Source organism: Micromonospora sp. C31 (assembly GCF_018070575.1).
Classification (GTDB): Bacteria; Actinomycetota; Actinomycetes; order Mycobacteriales; family Micromonosporaceae; genus Micromonospora.
Map to the genome: position 1 here is coordinate 45258 of NZ_JAGPXN010000008.1, position 16844 is coordinate 62101.

Genomic DNA, 16844 nt, shown 5'->3' on the forward strand with positions numbered 1-16844 from the left:
TGTGCGTGGCGACGGGTGGGTAATGGCGCGGGCGTGACAGGATGCGGCGTGCCTCCGTTCAGTCCCGCACCCCCCGGCGGCCCTGCGCCGTTCGTCGCGGATCTGCACATCCACTCGAAGTACTCGCGCGCGTGCAGCCGCGACCTCACCCTGCCGAACCTCGGCTGGTGGGCGCGGCGCAAGGGCATCGGGGTGCTCGGCACCGGCGACTTCACCCACCCCGCCTGGTACGACCACCTCCGCGAGACGCTGCACCCGGCCGAACCCGGCCTGCACCGGCTCAGCCCGGAGGCGGAGCTGGACATCGCCCGCCGGCTGCCGCCCCGGCTGGCGAGCGAGGCGGAGGCGGACCCCGTCCGGTTCATGCTCAGCGTGGAGATCTCCACGATCTACAAGCGCGACGACCGCACCCGCAAGGTGCACCACCTGATCTACCTGCCCGACCTGGACGCGGTGGCCCGGTTCAACACGGCGCTGGGGCGGATCGGCAACCTCGGCTCGGACGGCCGGCCGATCCTCGGCCTGGACTCCCGGGACCTGCTGGAGATCACACTGGAGGCCAGCGCCGACGGCTACCTCGTGCCGGCGCACATCTGGACCCCGTGGTTCTCCGCGCTGGGCTCGAAGTCGGGCTTCGACGCGATCGCCGACTGCTACGCCGACCTCGCCGAGCACATCTTCGCGGTGGAGACCGGCCTCTCCTCCGACCCCGGGATGAACTGGCGCGTCGGCAGCCTGGACGGCTACCGCCTGGTGTCGAACTCGGACGCGCACTCGCCCCCGGCGCTGGCCCGGGAGGCCACCGTCTTCGCCACCGCCCGCGACTACTTCGCCATCCGGGACGCCCTGCGTACCGGCGACGGGCTCGCCGGGACCATCGAGTTCTTCCCCGAGGAGGGCAAGTACCACGCGGACGGGCATCGGCTCTGCGGGGTCAACTGGTCGCCCGAGCAGACCCGGGCCGCCGGTGGCCGCTGCCCGGAGTGCGGAAAGCCGCTGACCGTCGGCGTGCTCAGCCGGGTCGAGGAGCTGGCCGACCGGCCGTCGGGGCACCGGCCCGCGCACGCCCGCGACGTCACCCACCTGGTGCCGCTGGCCGAGGTGCTCGGCGAGATCAACAAGGTGGGCGCCCGGTCCAAGCGGGTCGAGGGGAAGCTCCACGAGCTGATCGGGGCGCTCGGACCGGAGCTGGAGATCCTCACCACCACGCCGCTCGACGAGATCGGCAAGGTCGGCGGGGAACTGCTCGCCGAGGGCATCGGCCGGCTGCGCCGGGGCGACGTGCGCCGGGTCCCCGGCTACGACGGCGAGTACGGCGTCATCACCCTCTTCGACCCGGCCGAGCTGGGCGGCGACGCCGGTGCGGCCCAGGAGACGCTCTTCGACGTACCCGTGCCGGCGCAGCGCACCCCCGCGGAGCCGGCGCCGAAGCCCCGGGCCAAGCGTCCGGCGGCGGCCAGGGCCGAGCCGAAGCGCAAGGCCGCGCCGCCCACGCCGCCGCCCCCGATCGCACCGACGCCCTCGCCGCACGAGCCGTTCGAGCCGATGCTCGCCGGGATGGAGGAGGTCGGCACGGGCCTGCTGGACCGCCTGGACGCCATGCAGCGGGTGGCCGCCTCCGCGCCGGGCGGGCCGCTGCTCATCGTCGCCGGGCCGGGCACCGGCAAGACCCGGACGCTGACCCACCGCATCGCCTACCTGTGCGCGGAGCTGAACGTCTTCCCGGAGCAGTGCCTGGCGATCACCTTCACCCGGCGGGCCGCCGAGGAACTGCGGCACCGCCTCGACGGCCTGCTCGGGCCGGTCGCCGAGGACGTCACCGTCGGCACCTTCCACTCGCTGGGCCTGACCATCCTGCGGGAGAACGCCGACGCCGTCGGCCTGCCGGCGGACTTCCGGATCGCCGACGACGCCCAGCGGGCGGAGGCCCGCGCCGAGGCCGGCACCGACGACGGCGCCTACGCGGCGCTGCTGCGCAAGCAGGACCTGGTGGACCTGGACGAGCTGCTGACCCTGCCGGTCGCGCTGCTGCGGACCGACCGGAAGCTGGTGCAGCGGTACCGGGAACGCTGGCGATGGGTCTTCGTCGACGAGTACCAGGACGTCGACGAGGTGCAGTACGAGCTGCTGCGCCTGCTCAGCCCCGCCGACGGCAACCTCTGCGCGATCGGCGACCCGGACCAGGCGATCTACTCCTTCCGGGGTGCCGACGTCGGCTACTTCCTGCGCTTCTCGCAGGACTTCACCGACGCCCGGCTGGTCCGGCTGAACCGCAACTACCGCTCCTCGGCGCCCATCCTGGCCGCCGCCGTACAGGCCATCGCGCCGTCGTCGCTGGTGCGGGGCCGTCGGCTCGACCCGGCCCGGCTCGACCCGGAGGCCCCGCTGGTGGGTCGCTACCCGGCGGCCTCCGTCGCCGACGAGGCCGACTTCGTCGTACGCACCATCGACGAACTGGTCGGCGGGCTCTCCCACCGGTCGCTGGACTCGGGGCGGATCGACGGCCGGTCGACCTCGCTCTCGTTCTCGGACATCGCGGTGCTCTACCGCACCGACGCGCAGGCCGCACCGATCGTGGACGCGCTGGCGCGGGCCAACATCCCGGTGCAGAAGCGCTCGCACGACCGGCTACGGGACCGGCCGGGGGTGGCCGCCATCGCCCGCGAGCTGCGCCACGCCGACGGGCTCGACGGTTCGCTGGCCGCCCGGGTCCGGCTGGCCGGTCAGGTGCTGGCGGAGCGCTTCGCCGTGCCGACGCTGGACGGTGCCGGCGCGGTCCGCCCGGAGGACGTCCGCTCGGCCGTCGACCTGCTCACCCCGCTGGCCCGCCGCTGCGGCGACGATCTGCCGCTCTTGTTGTCCCAGCTCGCCACCGGGGCGGAGGTGGACGCGCTCGACCCGCGCGCCGAGGCGGTCACCCTGCTCACCCTGCACGCCGCCAAGGGACTGGAGTTCCCGGTGGTCTTCCTGGTCGGCGTCGAGGACGGGCTGCTCCCGCTGCGCTGGCCCGGCAGCACGCCCGACGAGGACGCGGTCGCCGAGGAGCGGCGGCTCTTCTTCGTCGGGCTGACCCGGGCCCAGGACCGGCTGTACGTCACCCACGCCGCCCGCCGCAGTCGGCACGGCACGGAACGCGAGTGCGTCCCGTCGCCGTTCCTCGACGTCATCGACCCCGGCCTCTTCGAGCGCTTCGGCGAGGCCGAACCCCGCCGGCCCCGCGACCGCCAGCTCCGCCTGATCTGACTCTGCGGCTGGCCCGGTCCCTGCCGGTGCGTTTTGCGACGGCCAGGGTGGCCGGCCCTGTCGGTTGCGCGGGGTGGCCGGCCCTGTCGGTTGCGCGGGGTGACCGGCCCTGTCGGTTGCGCGGAGTGACCGGCCCTGTCGGTTGCGCGGGGTGGCCCGGCTGCGGATGGCCGCCCTGACCGGACGGCCGCTGCGGCTCGGTGTGTCAGGCGGCCAGGGCGGCCAGCCAGGCGCCGGTGAGCAGGGCCGGGCCCAGCGGGAGCGGGGTGTCGCGGCGCACCCTGCCGGCGGCCAGCAGGGCGAGCACCACCACACCGTGGAGCAGGTGCGGCAGGACCAGCCCGAGCGTCAGGGACGAACCGCCGAGCCAGCCGAGCGGCAGGCCCAGGACGGTGGCGAGCTTCACGTCGCCGAAGCCCAGCCGGGAGCCGGGCAGCAACGCCAGCAGCACGTGACAGGTGAAGCCGAGGGCGGCCCCGGCCGCCGCGCCGAGCAGCCGGCCGAGGCTCCCGGAGGTCGCCGCCAAGCCGGTCAGGCCGACGGCGGCGATCAGCGCGGCGGCGCCGACCAGGGGGTCGGGCAGCCGCAGGCAGGCCAAATCGATCAGGGCGAGTACCAGCCCGACGGCAGCCAGCACGAGGAGGACGGGCAGGACGGGGTCGGCCCCCAGCGCCGCCGCGAGCCCGGCGAACACGACCGCACCCGCCGACGCGCCCCACGCCGCAGACGGCACGGCACGCGCGACGACCGGCGAACCTGCCACCCCACCCGGTCGGCCCGACGCGACCGGCACTGTCCCGGCGCGCGACCCGGCCGCCACTTCCCCGGCGCGCGACCCGGCCGGCGCTTTCCCGGCGCGCGACCCGGCCGGCGCTTTTCTGGCGCGCGACCCGGCCGGCGCTTTTCTGGCCCGTGGGACGGGCAGGGCGGTGAAGTGCCGGGCGACCCGGGGCGCGGCGAAGCCGGCCAGGGCGCCGAGCAGCGCCACGCATGTCAGCAGCCCGGTCGACACGGGGCGGACGCTACCGCCGCGCCGGCTCCGGCGCGGGCCCCCGGACGGGACGTCGGGGTCTCCCGGTCCTTCACCACGGGCAGCGCCGGCCCGGCGGCAGCCGTACGACCGGTTCCGGCCGACGGCCCGTTCGGGTGCGGGCGTCGGCCGGCGACGGTGCGCTCGGTGGAGGTGGGCTCTTCGGTGGACACGCTACGGTGGCCTCGGCGTCGGTGGCCGCGTTGGTGGCCGGCTTCCCACCACTCGCCCGGGAGGCGTGCATGGCGAACTACGGAGCACCGGGTCACGGTGCCCCGGACCCGTGGCATGGGCAGCGACCCGATCAGTCGTACGGTCCGTCGGCCGGGCGGGGCTGGCAGGACCCGTACGCGGAAGGCCCGGCTCGGCCCCCGCAGCGTCGGCGCGGGCGGGCGGCCCCGGTCGTCGCGGTGCTGGCTACGGTGGTGCTGCTGGTCCTGGTCGGCGGTGCCGCCGTGTTCTACCTGCTCGGCCAGGACGACGGGACGCCGGCCGCCACGCCGGGTGGGCCCGCGCCCGCGGTGAGGACCGACCCGCCGGACGCGCCGACGAGCGCGACCGCCGCCCCCTCGATCACGCCCGCCGCCGAGTCCTCGGCCGATCCGCGCTTCGTCAAGGCCGGCCAGTGCGTCCGCAACGAGGGGCCCACCGGTGGCAAGCCCAAGCTGCTGATCAGCGACTGCGCCCCACAGACGTACGAGGTGCTGCGCCGGGTCGACGGGGCGACCAGTGGCGAGAAGGACGCCGCCGCGAAGTGCGCCAAGGTCGACGGCTACACCAACTGGTACTTCTTCGACAGCGAGCTGGACACTCTCGACTTCGTGCTCTGCCTGAAGCAGCGCTGAGCCGGCACCCCCTGAGTTACCGCACCCCCCCCTGAGGAAGAGATGACGATCTACGGATCACCCGCGCAGCCGGAGGACCCCTGTCAACGCCCACCCGGCGCCCCGGGCGGCCCGCCACCCATCGACCCGACGCTGCCCGAGTGGGGGCAGCCCTCGGCCGCCGGGCAGTGGGGCCAGCAGCAGCCCGCGGGCGACCCGCAGTGGGGCCAGCAGCAGCCCGCGGGCGACCCGCAGTGGGGCCAGCCGCCGGCCGCGGGTGAGGTGCCGGCCACCCCGCAGTGGGGGCAGCCGGACCCGGCGTGGAACCAGCCCGCGCAGCCGCCGGCCCCGGAACCGGGCCACTACCCGCCGCCCGGCTCCGGCGCCGGTTACCCGCCGCCCGGCTCCGGCACCGGTTACCCGCCGCCGCCCGGGGTCCAGCAGCCGGCGGGACAGGGGGGCTACCCGCCGGCCGGGCCCTATCCACCGGCCGGGCCGGCGCCCGGAGGCCAGTGGGGCACCCCGCCGCCGCCGGTGTCCGGCGGTTACGGGATGCCGCTGGCCGCACCACCGGCGAAGCAGAGCGGCGGCAAGATCGCGCTGGTCATCGGCCTGGTGGTGGTGCTCCTGCTCTGCCCGTGCCTCGGCCTGGCCGGCTGGGCGTTCTGGCAGACCGGCGAGGACGACGACCCGGTCGCGGCCCCGACGGTGAGCGCTCCCGCCGACCCGACGGCCCAGCCGACAAGCCAGCCGACAAGCCAGCCGATCAGCGGGCCGACGGAGGAGCCGACGGACGAACCCACCGCGGCGCCGACCTCCGCCAGGCCGAGCCCCGCCAGGAGGGATTTCGCCAAGGGCGACTGCGTGGTCAACGACGGCACGGCCAGCAAGGCCGAACTGCGGAAGGTGCCCTGCGGCCCCGACACGTACGAGGTGCTGCTCCGGATCCCGGGCACGGCGGACGGCAGCCGGTGCAGGACCCGGGCCCCGAAGGCGACCGCGAACTACGTGCACGACAACTCGGTCGACCTCCTCGACTACGTGCTCTGCCTGAAGAAGCGCTGACTCTGCCTGAAGCAGCGCTGTGCACCGGACGATCGCCAAAACTAGGGCTGTCTAGCGTGGACGCTAGACAGCCCTAGTTTCGTGTCGAGCACCGGCCACTCGCCCTGGCCACCCGGTCCCCGAGCGCATCGCGGTGGCCGACACGCCGGTTGCCCCATCTACGCATGTCTAGTTCCGCAGCTAGACGGCCCGATACTGTGCGATGTGTGGATCCGGTCCGCAACCCGTACGCCCCGGGCGCCGGCCAGCGTCCGCCCGAGCTGGCCGGGCGGGGGCGCGAGCTGGACGTCTTCGACGTCGTGCTGGAGCGCATAGCCCGGGGCCGGCCCGAACGCAGCCTGATGCTCACCGGCCTGCGCGGGGTCGGCAAGACGGTGCTGCTCAACACTCTCCGCTCCCAGGCCATCAACCACCTCTGGGGCAGCGGCAAGATCGAGGCCCGGCCGGACCAGTCGCTGCGCCGACCGATCGCCGCCGCGCTGCACATGGCCGTCCGGGAGCTGGCCCCCCGGCACCGCGCCCCCGACCGGATCGACGCCTTCCTCGGCGTGCTCAAGGCGTTCGCCCAGCGGACCGCGCCGACCGGTCGCGGCAACGCCGCACCGAAGCTACGCGACCGGTGGCAACCCGGCATCGACGTGCCCGCCGCCAGCGGCCGCGCCGACTCCGGCGACATCGAGATCGACCTGGTCGAGCTGCTCACCGACGCCGCGGCGGTGGCCGCCGACGTCGGCACCGGCATCGCGATCTTCATCGACGAGATGCAGGACGTCGGCCCGGAGGACGTCTCCGCGCTCTGCGCAGCCTGCCACGAGCTGTCCCAGCTCGGCGCGCCGCTGATCGTGGTCGGCGCCGGGCTGCCGCACCTGCCGGCCGTGCTCAGCGCGGCCAAGTCGTACTCCGAGCGGCTCTTCCGTTACCAGCGCATCGACCGGCTCGACCGCATCGCCGCCGACCAGGCACTCTGCGCGCCGGCCGAGCGCGAGGAGGTGGAGTACGAGCAGAAGGCGCTCGACCTGCTCTACGAGAAGTCCGGCGGCTACCCGTACTTCGTCCAGGCGTACGGGAAGGCCACCTGGGACCACGCGCCCCGCTCGCCGATCACCGCCGCCGACGTACGGGTCGCCGCGCCCGAGGCCGAGGCCGAACTGGCGGTGGGCTTCTTCGGCTCCCGCTTCGAGCGGGCCACCCCGGCGGAACGCGAGTACATGCGGGCCATGGCCACGTTGTCCCTGGTGGCGGGCGAGGTCGACGGCGGGGGCCGGGACGACATGGACGCCGCCGTGCCGACGGCGGAGATCGCCCGGGCCCTCGGGCGCAAGCCGGCCAGCCTCTCCCCGGCCCGGGACGCGCTGATCAAGAAGGGCCTGATCTACTCCGGCGAGCGCGGCACGGTCGCCTTCACAGTCCCCCACTTCGGCCGCTACCTGCGTACCCAACCGGTCTGACCGGCCACTGCGGACCGCGACGGCCGCGACGCCCGATCAGCGCGTGCCGGGACGGCCGGCGCGGCGCGGGCCGTCGAGCGTCGGACCAGGCGTGCGTCAGACCTTGGACCAGGGAGGCGGGAAGAGCACCTCGCCGCGCGGCGGCGGGCCCTCGCCGCTGGTGGTCGGCGGCAGCACCAGCGCCTGCCAGGGATCGCCGAGACCCGACCAGGGGCTGGTCAGACCCATCCGGTCGGCCCGACCGAAGCCGAACCGGTGGTAGTAGGCCGGGTCGCCGAGCACCACTATCAGCCGCTCGCCCAGCTCGGTGGCCGCCTCGATGGCGGCGTGCACCGCCGCCGTGCCGAGCCCGATCCGCCGCCGGTGCGGCGCGACCGCCACCGGGCCGAGCGCCAGCGCCGGCTCCGTGTGGTCGTCGGACTTCACCCGCACCCGGGTGAGCAGGGCGTAGCCGACGACTTCGCCACCGTACTCCGCGACCATCGCCAACTCCGGCACCCAGGCGTCGCTGTCGCGCAACTCCTCGACCAGCCCGACCTCGGGCGGCGTGGTCACGTCGGGACGGGCGAACGCGGCGGCCAGCACCCGCCGGAGCGCACCGGTGTCGGCCGGGTCCTCGGGTCGCAGCCGCAGCGTCGTCACCCGGGGCACGTTACCCCGCACAGGCGGTCCATCAGCGACGGTCGCTCGGATCGGCGTGGCGCGACGTGCACGTCCGCCGATCCGGATCGGCGGTTGCGGGGGTAGCCGGGCCGGAGACGGGGTATGACTGACCCATGAAGCCCGTACGCTCCCTCGCCCGCGCCATGCTCAGCGGCATCTTCGTGGTCAGCGGGTTCACCAACCTCCGGAACCCCGGGCGGCTGGTCCCGGCCGCGAAACCCGTGACGGATCGGTTGACCCCGCTGTTGGAGAAGGCCGACCCCCGCATCCCCACCGACACCGAGACGCTGATCCGCGTCAACGCGGCGGTGCAGGTCGGCGCCGGGCTGATGCTCGCCACCGGCCGCTTCGCCCGGCCGGCGGCGCTCGTCCTCGCCGGCACGCTGGTCCCGGTGACCCTCGCCGGGCATCCCTTCTGGAAGGACGAGGACCCGGCGGCTCGGCAGACCAACCAGATCCACTTCCTGAAGAACCTCGGCCTCCTCGGCGGGCTGCTGACCGCCGCCGCGGACACCGGCGGCAAGCCGGGGCTGCGCTGGCGGACGGGCCACCGGATCGGCCATTCCCGACGTTCCGTGCAGCGAGCCGTGCGTACCGCCCGCAGGGAGGCCCGGATCGCCGTACGATCAGCAGCGACGGCCCGGCGACTGCCTGGCTGACCTGCGTCGATACCTCCCCGGGCCGCCCCCTCACGTGCCAACGCCGCGAATCACCTGAACCACCCGACAGGCGTTAACGCGGTGGAAATGTCAAAAACATGTGTGGGATCGGACACGGTCGCATAACACGGGAGGCATTAACGTGAGGCGCCGTTCTAGGCTCCGTGCAGGACCTGGACGGGTAGGACGACCTTGGTACGGGGGTGGCCACGCCATGCCGGCGACCGTCGGAAGACGGGTGGACCGCCTCGCCCCAGTCCGTCGCGTAACGCGTGGGATCGATCGCAGGACAGTCGTACGGACCGGCATCGTGGCCGCCGTCGCCTATGCCGCATGGCTCGCCATCGGTGCTTTCGGGCGGCCGTACAACTTCTTCGACATGAAGATCTACCACGGCGCGGTGGTGTGGTGGGCGAGCGGTCACGAGCTCTACGAGTTCATCGCACCCGGCACCACCCTGGGTTTCACCTACCCGCCGTTCGGCGGCCTGGTGATGCTGCCGATGGCGCACCTGCCGGTCGAGCTGGCCGGCATGGTCAACGCGCTCGCCAGCGTCGCGGCCCTGGCCATCGTGCTGGCCGGGCTGCTCCGCCCGATCGTCGACCGGCTGGGCTGGCCCCTCTGGTTCACCGTGGGGATCGCGACGCCGCTGGCGGTCGCCGTCGAGCCGGCCCGGGAGACCCTCGGCTACGGCCAGGTCAACCTGCTCCTCTTCGCACTGGTCATGGCCGACCTGATCGGCCTGCGCTGGCGCTCCCGCCGGGGCACCCACGTCGCCCCGACCGACGGGCCGCTGCTGCGGTTCGTCTACAGCGGTGCCTGGGCCGGCGTGGGCATCGGCCTGGCCACCGCGGTCAAGCTGACCCCGGCCCTGTTCATCGCCTATCTGATGATCACGCGGCAGTGGCGTGCCGCGACCACCGCGATCGGCACGGTGATCGCCGTGACCGTCGGCTCCTTCGCGGTCGTCGGCACCGAGTCCCGCGCCTACTTCGGCGGCGTGCTCTGGCAGACCGAGCGGGTCGGCGCCGCCGACATGACGCCCAACCAGTCGCTGGCGGGACTGCTGGCCCGCCTGTACGACTCGATCGAGACGCCCGGCCTGCTCTGGCTGGCGTTCTCGGTGCTGATGCTGGCGGTCGGCCTCTCCCGGGCCGTCAACGCCCGCGCCGACGGCGACGAGCTGACCGCGTTCACCCTGGTCGGTCTCACCGCCAACGTGATCAGCCCGATCTCCTGGACGCACCACCTGATCTGGGTCATCCCGGCGATCATCGTGCTGGCCGACGCCGCCGCACGCCGCCGCGACGCCAGTCGGGGGCTGGCGCAACGGGCCGGGCAGGGCGGGTACGGCGGGCCGCCGGGGGTGACCGGGCTGCGCCCGCCGATCTGGTACCCGACGCTGACCGGGCTGCGGCACGGCACCGCCGCGATCGGGCTCTACCTGCTCTTCCTGATCTCCCCGATCTGGCCGTACGAGCACCAGCTTCCCGAGGTGTCGCACTACCAGGACGGCCTCTTCGGCGCCCTGATGGAGAACTCGCTGGCGTTGGCCCTGATCCTGCTGGTCGCCGCGCTGCCGTGGCGCCCCGGCGCCGAGCCGGCCTTCTACGCCGACCGGTTCGGCCGCCAGGCCGCGCCGAGCCTCCGCCGCTGACGGGGTGGCCCGCCCCTCAGGGGCAGTTCACCCACTCCTCGGTGCCGTCGGCGAAGACCTGCCGCTTCCAGATCGGCAGCCGCGCCTTGACCTCGTCGACCAGTCGGGCGCAGGCCGCGAACGCGGCGGCCCGGTGGGCGGTGCTGACGGCCGCCACCAGGGCCGCGTCGCCGATGGCGAGCGGGCCGACCCGGTGCGACACCGCGACCGCGTACACGTCCGGGTCGGCGGCCACCTCGGCCGCGACCTCGCGCAGGATCCGCTCGGCGCTCGGGTGGCCCTCGTACTCCAGGCTGGTCACCGCGCGGCCGTGGTCGTGGTCGCGGACCACCCCCTGGAACGAGACCACCGCGCCGGCCCGGCGGTCCGCGACCGCCGCCTCGTGCGCCGCGAGGTCGAGCGGCCGGTCGGTGACCTCGCCGAACGTCGCGGGCGGTCCGGCGGCGGGCCGGCGCGACGCGTCGGCCGTCGGCGCGGTCACCACGCCCGCTCCCCCGGCAGCAGCGGCAGCGGTACGACCGGCACCCGGTCGCCCGGCTCGCCGGTGGTGCCGGGGCGGACGACGGCGAACCCGTCGGCGCCGGCCAGCCCCCGCAGCATCGCCGAGCCGACGTGCCGGACCGGGTGCGCGGTGCCGGCGGTCCGGTCCACCCGGACCAACGCCAGGTGGGTGTACGCGCCCCGACCGCGCACCGGCTCGGCGAGCGTGACGTGCGGCAGCACCGGCATCGGGCGGCCCGCCAGGCCGGCCACCAGCGGGGCGACCAGCGAGACCAGGGCGACGATGGCCGACTGCGGGTTGCCGGGCAGCCCGGCGACGAACCGGACCCGGCCGTCGGCGTCGGCGAGCCGCGCCAGCAGCATCGGGAACCCCGGCCGCACCGCCACCGTGTTGACCACGTAGTCGGCGCCGAGCGCCTCCAGCGCCGGGTGCAGGTGGTCGACCGGCCCGTGCATCGTGCCGCCGGTGGTGCACACCAGGTCGGCGGTGCCCAGCGCGGCGCGCAGCGCCGCCACGTGCGCGGGAAGCGTGTCCGCCACCGGCCCCACCACGTCCGAGGGACGGACCAGGCAGCCGTACCGGCGCAGCCAGGCCGGCACCGCCGGGCCGAGCGCGTCGCGCACCCGCCCGGCGCCGGGCGGGCCGGCGGTCAGCAGCTCGTCGCCGAAGACCAGCAGCGCGGCGCGGGGCTGCCGCCGCACCAGCAGACGGTCGTGCCCGCAGGAGGCCGCCAGGCCGATCAGCGCCGGGTCCACCGGCGTGCCGGCGGGCACGAGCTCCTCCCCGGCGTACGCCTCCTCGCCCGGCTCGCGCCACTCCGGCGACGGCCGCGGCGTGCCGTCGACGAGCCCTTCCGGCGTACGGCGGGACTCCTCGACCCGCAGCACGGCCGTCGTGCCCTCCGGCACCATCGCGCCGGTGGCGATCTCGACGGTCGTCCCGTCGTCGGTCAGCGGGGCGGGGGTGCCGCCCGCCAGCACCCGACCGACTGCCCGCCACGGCCCGGCGCCCCGCACGGCCCAGCCGTCGACGCTGGAGGTGGGAAAGGCGGGCAGGTCGGTGCGGGTCGCCAGCGGCTCGGCGAGGGTGTGCCCGTCGATCTCGGCGAGCGGCCGGCTGACGGCGGGGAGCGCGGCGGCCAGGCCGACGGCGTACACCCGGGACCGGGCTTCCTCCCAGCCGGCGGGCGGGGGCGCGGTGGCCGTCTCGGCGGCCGGTGCGGTTTCCGTGCTCACCGGCCGAGCCTAACGGTGTGGCAGCGCGGTCGTGCCGTCAGCGGCACCGCGCCCACCGGTCGGAAGCGGCCACCGCCCGACGGCGGCCGGAACCGTCCCGCGGCCGGGTTCGTCAGTGGTCGCCGCCGCGGAGCTGGTCGACGGCGTGGGCGAGGATCGGCCCGAGCACGGCGAGGCCGTCCCTGGCCCCGCCGGTCGAGCCGGGCAGGTTGACCACCAGCATGCGGCCCACGACGCCGGCGAGCCCCCGGGAGAGCGCGGCGGCGGGAACCTTGTCGCGGCTGTGCGCCCGGATCGCCTCGGCGATGCCGGGGATCTCGTGGTCGAGCAGCGCCCGGGTCACCTCGGGGGTGCGGTCGGAGGGGTTGATCCCCGTACCGCCGCTGGTCAGCACCACGTCGATCCCGTCGGCCAGGGCGGCCCGCAGCGCCCCGCCCACGGGCTCGCCGTCGGGCACCACCACCGGCCCGTCCACCTCGCAGCCGAGGTCCCGCAGGCCGGCCACGAGCAGGGGCCCGCTGGTGTCCGCGTACACCCCCGCGGCGGCCCGGTTCGACGCCACCACCACCCGCGCCCGGATCACGGCCGCTCCTCGGGGCGGACCCACCGGCCGGTCCTGCCGCCCTCCTTGCGCAGCACCCGGACCGCGTCGACGCTGGCCGCCGGGTCGACCGCCTTGACCATGTCGACCAGCGCCAGCCCGGCGACGGCCACCGCCGTCAGCGCCTCCATCTCCACGCCCGTGCGGTCCGCCGTCCGCGCGGTGGCGGTGATCTCGACGGTGTCGTCGGTGAGGGTCAGGTCGACCGCGACGCCGTGCAGGGTGATGGGGTGGCAGAGCGGGATCAGCTCGGGGGTGCGCTTCGCGCCCATGATGCCGGCGAGGCGGCCGACCGCCAGGGCGTCGCCCTTGGGCAGCCCGTCGCGGCGCAGCAGCTCGACGACCTCTGGCGTGGTGCGGAGCCGGCCGGCGGCGACGGCCAGGCGGCCGGTGACCGCCTTCGCGGAGACGTCGACCATGCGGGCCGCGCCCGCCGGATCGACGTGGGTGAGCTGCGCGGGATCGGTCACGGTCGCGAGCCTATCTTTCCGTACGCACGGAACCGGCCGCCGGTGCGGGCGGAACCGGCCACCGGCACGGGCACGCCGCGCCACCGCCGGCCGCCGGGTGGCCGGCCTCGCCGCGCGACGGCGCCCGTCTTCGCGGGAGTGGCACACCCGTTCGCGAATTGGCCGGGAGAGAAACGCGTTTCCGCCCCGTCGCCCGGCGACCGTTTCCAACCCGCTTCACGGGTCGGTCCGATAGCCGCCCACGCCGGCGCGACGGTGGGTCGGGATACCGTCCGGTGACCATGTGACGTCATCGACTCTTCACCCACACGGCAGGCGATCATCACCGTCGGGGAATTACCGGCTGCCGATCGCTCGGGAGGGCCGCCGGCAACGTACGGAGTGCATCTTGCCCTGATCACTGCGTGACGTCGCTCGGGTCGACCACGCGTGGCCGTCGACAGAACTGCCTGGTGGACGAGACGTGGCGGCACGCAGGCGGCGGCCTCGGCCACGCAACGTGTCCGAGGGGCGCCACACGACCCGGCGCCGGAGCCATCTTCCGCTGCAAAGTGCACCCTCGTGCCCGATGCCGCCGACGCTCTCGCCGGGTCATTATCTAGCGTTAACCGGAAGCCGATGGAACACAGCACGGAGTTCCCGCTCCGAAGCAGAAAGTCACCCCACAGGGCGCGCTTCTCATCCATTGCCCATAGTCACATATATCCCTCCATAATTGGCCGAACCGCACTTAGGCTGTTGGCGTCGCGGAACACAGCGGCGCAAGGGCCAACGCGAGAGCGGGGAGGGGACAGCGATGTCGGCACACGAGTGGAACTGACGATTGTGGCTGGCGCGTGACCGCAGGTAATCTTGGCGTGCTGAGCAGGCGAGGGCAGTCGGGATGCGGTGACACGACTGAACGTGGGCAAGACAGAGGCCGAGCGGCGGCTGACGCTGCACGTCGGCCTCGTCTGCGTTGTGGCCGCCATCGCGGCCACCGTGTGTCTACGCGAGCTGACCCGCCTGGACTGGTCCCGCACCCACCTGACACTTTCGCTCACGCTGATCTGCCTGGCCTTCCTGGGCATGACGATCAAGTGGCGGATCCGCATCCGCGCGACCCTGCACGCGATCTCCTGGAGTGAGACCGCGATCATCCTGAGCCTGGCCGTCGCGCCGACTCCGCTGGTCATCCTGGCCACCGGGATCGGGGTGGCGATGGCCCAGTCGCTCGCCAAGCTCCCGCCACTGAAGGCCGCCTTCGGAGTGGCCAAGACCATGCTGCTGGCGGTGGGCGGCGGGGCAGCCCTGCACGCCGCCGGCGGGTCGCCACCGGTCACCGACCCCTGGCAGATCCTCGGCCCGATCGGGGTCGCCTACGCCGTCACGGTGGTCCTCGACGAACTGCTGACCCTCCCGGTCATCGCACTCGCCACCGGCACCCGCCTCAGGCACCTCTTCCGCGAGGGCCTCGGGCTGCGCCTGACGAGCGCGCTGGCACGCTTCGTCCTCATCGTCACCACGCTGTTCATCCTGCACGCGGACCCCCGGCTCCTGCTCGCGGTGCCGCCCCTCGTACTCAGCCTCCACCTGCTCTACTCCAACCGGGTGAAGGCCCGCACCGAACAGCAGGCGTGGCAGCGCCTGGCCCGCACCACCGACGCGCTCAACGTGGTCGACCTGGACAAGGTCCTCACCACCGCGGTCACCCGGGCCGCCGAGTTGTTCTCCGCCGACGAGGTGGAGATCGAGCTGCGCGACGGCGGCCGGACCGTCCGCGGTGGCGCGGTCGCCATCACCTACGACGGGCCGGCCGGCGAGCCCACCTCGGTGGACGGCACCGTGGTCCCCGCCGCGCTCGAGGGGCACGACCGGACGGCCGACGTGGGCATACTGCGACTGCGGTTCCGCGGGCCCGTGGAGCTCTCCGAGCGGGAGCAGTACACGCTGCGCACCTTCGCCTCGGCGCTCTGCACCGCCGTGCGCAACGCGCAGGCGTACGCCGAACTGGCCCGGGTCGCCGACCAGCACGCGTACGCCGCCACCCACGACGCGCTGACCGGGCTGGCCAACCGCCGACACCTGCTCGACCGGGGCGGCGAACACCTCGACACCCGGCACGCCGACGGAGTGACCGCCCTGGTGCTGATCGACCTCAACCACTTCAAGGAGGTCAACGACACCCTCGGGCACGCCGCCGGAGACCAGGTACTGGTGCAGGTCGCCGAACGGCTCAGCGGTGCCGCCCAGGACGGCGATCTGGTGGCCCGGCTCGGCGGCGACGAGTTCGCCGTACTCCTGCGGGGTCTGCCGGCCCCGGCGGTGGCCGCACACCGCGCGGAGACCCTGCTCGCCGCGCTGCACGAGCCGTTCGACCTCGACGGCATGCGGATCAGCGTCGAGGCGAGCGGCGGGATCGCCGCCGCCCCCGCCACCGGGGGCATGCCGGAGCTGCTGCGCCGCGCGGACGTGGCGATGTACCAGGCCAAGCGGGCCGGGCAGCGGACCTCGACGTACGCCCCGACCCGCGACACCGCCGACCTCGGCCGGCTCACCCTCGGCGGCGAACTGCCGCGGGCCGTCGCCGACCACGAGTTCACCGTCAACTTCCAGCCCATCGTCGACCTGGGCACCGGCCGGGTCACCGGCGCGGAGGCCCTCGCCCGCTGGCGCCACCCCACCCACGGTATGATCGACCCCCTGAGGTTCCTGGAGGCCGTGGAACGCTCGGGCCTGCTCCCCGCCTTCGCCGAGGCGATCCTCGACCAGGCCCTCATCGCGGCGGGCAGCTGGCGCGACGCCGGCTTCGACGTGCCGGTGGCGGTCAACGTGTCGCCACGCAGCCTGCTCGACGCCCGCTTCCCCGGCTCCGTGCTGGCCCGGCTGCGGGCCCACGACCTGCCCCCCGACCGGCTGGTGCTGGAGCTGACCGAGACGCTCACCCTCAGCCAGCTCGACGTGGTCGACCGGGTGCTCAGCAGGCTGCGCGACGAGGGCGTCCGGCTGGCGCTCGACGACTTCGGCACCGGCTACTCCTCCCTGTCGCTGCTCTCCCGCATCCCCGTGCACGAGTTGAAGATCGACCGCAGCTTCGTGACCGCCATGGAAAGCTCCGCCGAGGCCGCCGCCGTCATCCGCTCCACCCTCGACCTGGGGCGCAGCCTCGGGCTCGACGTGGTGGCCGAGGGCGTGGAGAGCGAGCCGCAGCGCCGGGCCCTCTGGGAACTGGGCTGCACGGCCGGCCAGGGGCACCTCTTCGCCCGGCCGATGCCCGTCGGCGCGCTCCTTGCGGCCTTCCGGCGCGGCTCCGGGGGCAGCCCCGGCACGCTCGCGCCTCCGCTGCACGACGCGGGAGCCGTCATCCGGTTCACCCCCGGCCGCCGGCAGGGCGGGCGCGGGCGCACCGACCGCCACCTGCCCGCCTGACGCGGCGGCAGGTGCCACGCTGCCCGCCCTGACGCGGCG

13 protein-coding genes are annotated in these 16844 nt (G+C 74.6%); 7 read left to right on the plus strand and 6 right to left on the minus strand.

What is annotated here, in order from left to right:
* The first annotated feature begins 48 nt into the window (after positions 1-48).
* A complete protein-coding gene (locus KBX06_RS12865; protein WP_210834742.1) occupies positions 49-3243 on the plus strand; it encodes a UvrD-helicase domain-containing protein in 3195 nt (1064 codons plus the stop codon).
* A 205-nt stretch (positions 3244-3448) separates the two neighbouring features.
* Here KBX06_RS12865 and KBX06_RS12870 read toward each other — a convergent pair whose 3' ends face one another.
* Positions 3449-3937: a prepilin peptidase gene (locus KBX06_RS12870; RefSeq protein ID WP_307854610.1), complete on the minus strand. Its 489-nt coding sequence runs from the start codon at positions 3935-3937 to the stop codon at positions 3449-3451.
* Between the two features lie 578 nt (positions 3938-4515).
* Between KBX06_RS12870 and KBX06_RS12875 the strand changes: the two genes are divergently transcribed.
* The 3 genes from KBX06_RS12875 to KBX06_RS12885 all read left to right on the plus strand — a co-directional run bounded on the left by KBX06_RS12875 (position 4516) and on the right by KBX06_RS12885 (position 7610).
* On the plus strand, positions 4516-5118 hold the full coding sequence (locus tag KBX06_RS12875; protein ID WP_210834743.1) for a hypothetical protein: 603 nt from the start codon (positions 4516-4518) through the stop codon (positions 5116-5118).
* A 579-nt stretch (positions 5119-5697) separates the two neighbouring features.
* Positions 5698-6162 carry a PT domain-containing protein gene (locus KBX06_RS28455; RefSeq protein WP_210834920.1) on the plus strand — a complete coding sequence of 155 codons (465 nt, stop codon included), beginning with the start codon at positions 5698-5700 and terminating at the stop codon, positions 6160-6162.
* Between the two features lie 206 nt (positions 6163-6368).
* Positions 6369-7610, plus strand: coding sequence for an ATP-binding protein (locus tag KBX06_RS12885; protein ID WP_210834744.1), 1242 nt, complete (start codon positions 6369-6371; stop codon positions 7608-7610).
* Positions 7611-7706: 96 nt separating this feature from the next.
* On the opposite strand, the gene KBX06_RS12890 is transcribed toward KBX06_RS12885, so the two are convergent.
* A complete protein-coding gene (locus KBX06_RS12890; RefSeq protein ID WP_210834921.1) occupies positions 7707-8261 on the minus strand; it encodes a GNAT family N-acetyltransferase in 555 nt (184 codons plus the stop codon).
* 125 nt (positions 8262-8386) lie between these two features.
* Between KBX06_RS12890 and KBX06_RS12895 the strand changes: the two genes are divergently transcribed.
* Together KBX06_RS12895 and KBX06_RS12900 are read left to right on the plus strand one after the other, a co-directional pair.
* Positions 8387-8932: a DoxX family protein gene (locus tag KBX06_RS12895; RefSeq protein ID WP_210834745.1), complete on the plus strand. Its 546-nt coding sequence runs from the start codon at positions 8387-8389 to the stop codon at positions 8930-8932.
* A 214-nt stretch (positions 8933-9146) separates the two neighbouring features.
* Positions 9147-10589: a glycosyltransferase 87 family protein gene (locus tag KBX06_RS12900; protein WP_210834746.1), complete on the plus strand. Its 1443-nt coding sequence runs from the start codon at positions 9147-9149 to the stop codon at positions 10587-10589.
* A gap of 16 nt (positions 10590-10605) precedes the next feature.
* Here the strand turns inward: KBX06_RS12900 and KBX06_RS12905 are convergent, their stop codons facing one another.
* From KBX06_RS12905 to moaC, 4 genes are all read right to left on the minus strand, one after another.
* Positions 10606-11070 carry a molybdenum cofactor biosynthesis protein MoaE gene (locus KBX06_RS12905; protein WP_210834747.1) on the minus strand — a complete coding sequence of 155 codons (465 nt, stop codon included), beginning with the start codon at positions 11068-11070 and terminating at the stop codon, positions 10606-10608.
* Entirely contained in the window at positions 11067-12326 is a 1260-nt protein-coding gene (locus KBX06_RS12910) for a molybdopterin molybdotransferase MoeA (RefSeq protein ID WP_210834748.1), read from the minus strand. The genes KBX06_RS12905 and KBX06_RS12910 overlap by 4 nt, the downstream gene beginning before the upstream one ends.
* A 112-nt stretch (positions 12327-12438) precedes the next feature.
* Positions 12439-12909, minus strand: coding sequence for a molybdenum cofactor biosynthesis protein B (locus KBX06_RS12915; protein ID WP_210834749.1), 471 nt, complete (start codon positions 12907-12909; stop codon positions 12439-12441).
* Positions 12906-13397, minus strand: coding sequence for a cyclic pyranopterin monophosphate synthase MoaC (gene moaC / locus KBX06_RS12920; protein ID WP_210834750.1), 492 nt, complete (start codon positions 13395-13397; stop codon positions 12906-12908). Before moaC ends, KBX06_RS12915 begins: the two co-directional genes overlap by 4 nt.
* 903 nt (positions 13398-14300) lie before the next feature.
* Between moaC and KBX06_RS12925 the strand changes: the two genes are divergently transcribed.
* Complete coding sequence (locus KBX06_RS12925) at positions 14301-16805, plus strand: putative bifunctional diguanylate cyclase/phosphodiesterase (protein ID WP_374225625.1); 2505 nt, start codon at positions 14301-14303, stop codon at positions 16803-16805.
* The last annotated feature ends 39 nt before the right edge of the window (positions 16806-16844 follow it).

Coding starts and splice junctions, on each gene's coding strand:
- KBX06_RS12875 (WP_210834743.1), top strand. CDS start 4,516: ATGGCGAACTACGGAGCACCGGGTCACGGTGCCCCGGACCCGTGGCAT.
- KBX06_RS12895 (WP_210834745.1), top strand. CDS start 8,387: ATGAAGCCCGTACGCTCCCTCGCCCGCGCCATGCTCAGCGGCATCTTC.
- KBX06_RS12900 (WP_210834746.1), top strand. CDS start 9,147: ATGCCGGCGACCGTCGGAAGACGGGTGGACCGCCTCGCCCCAGTCCGT.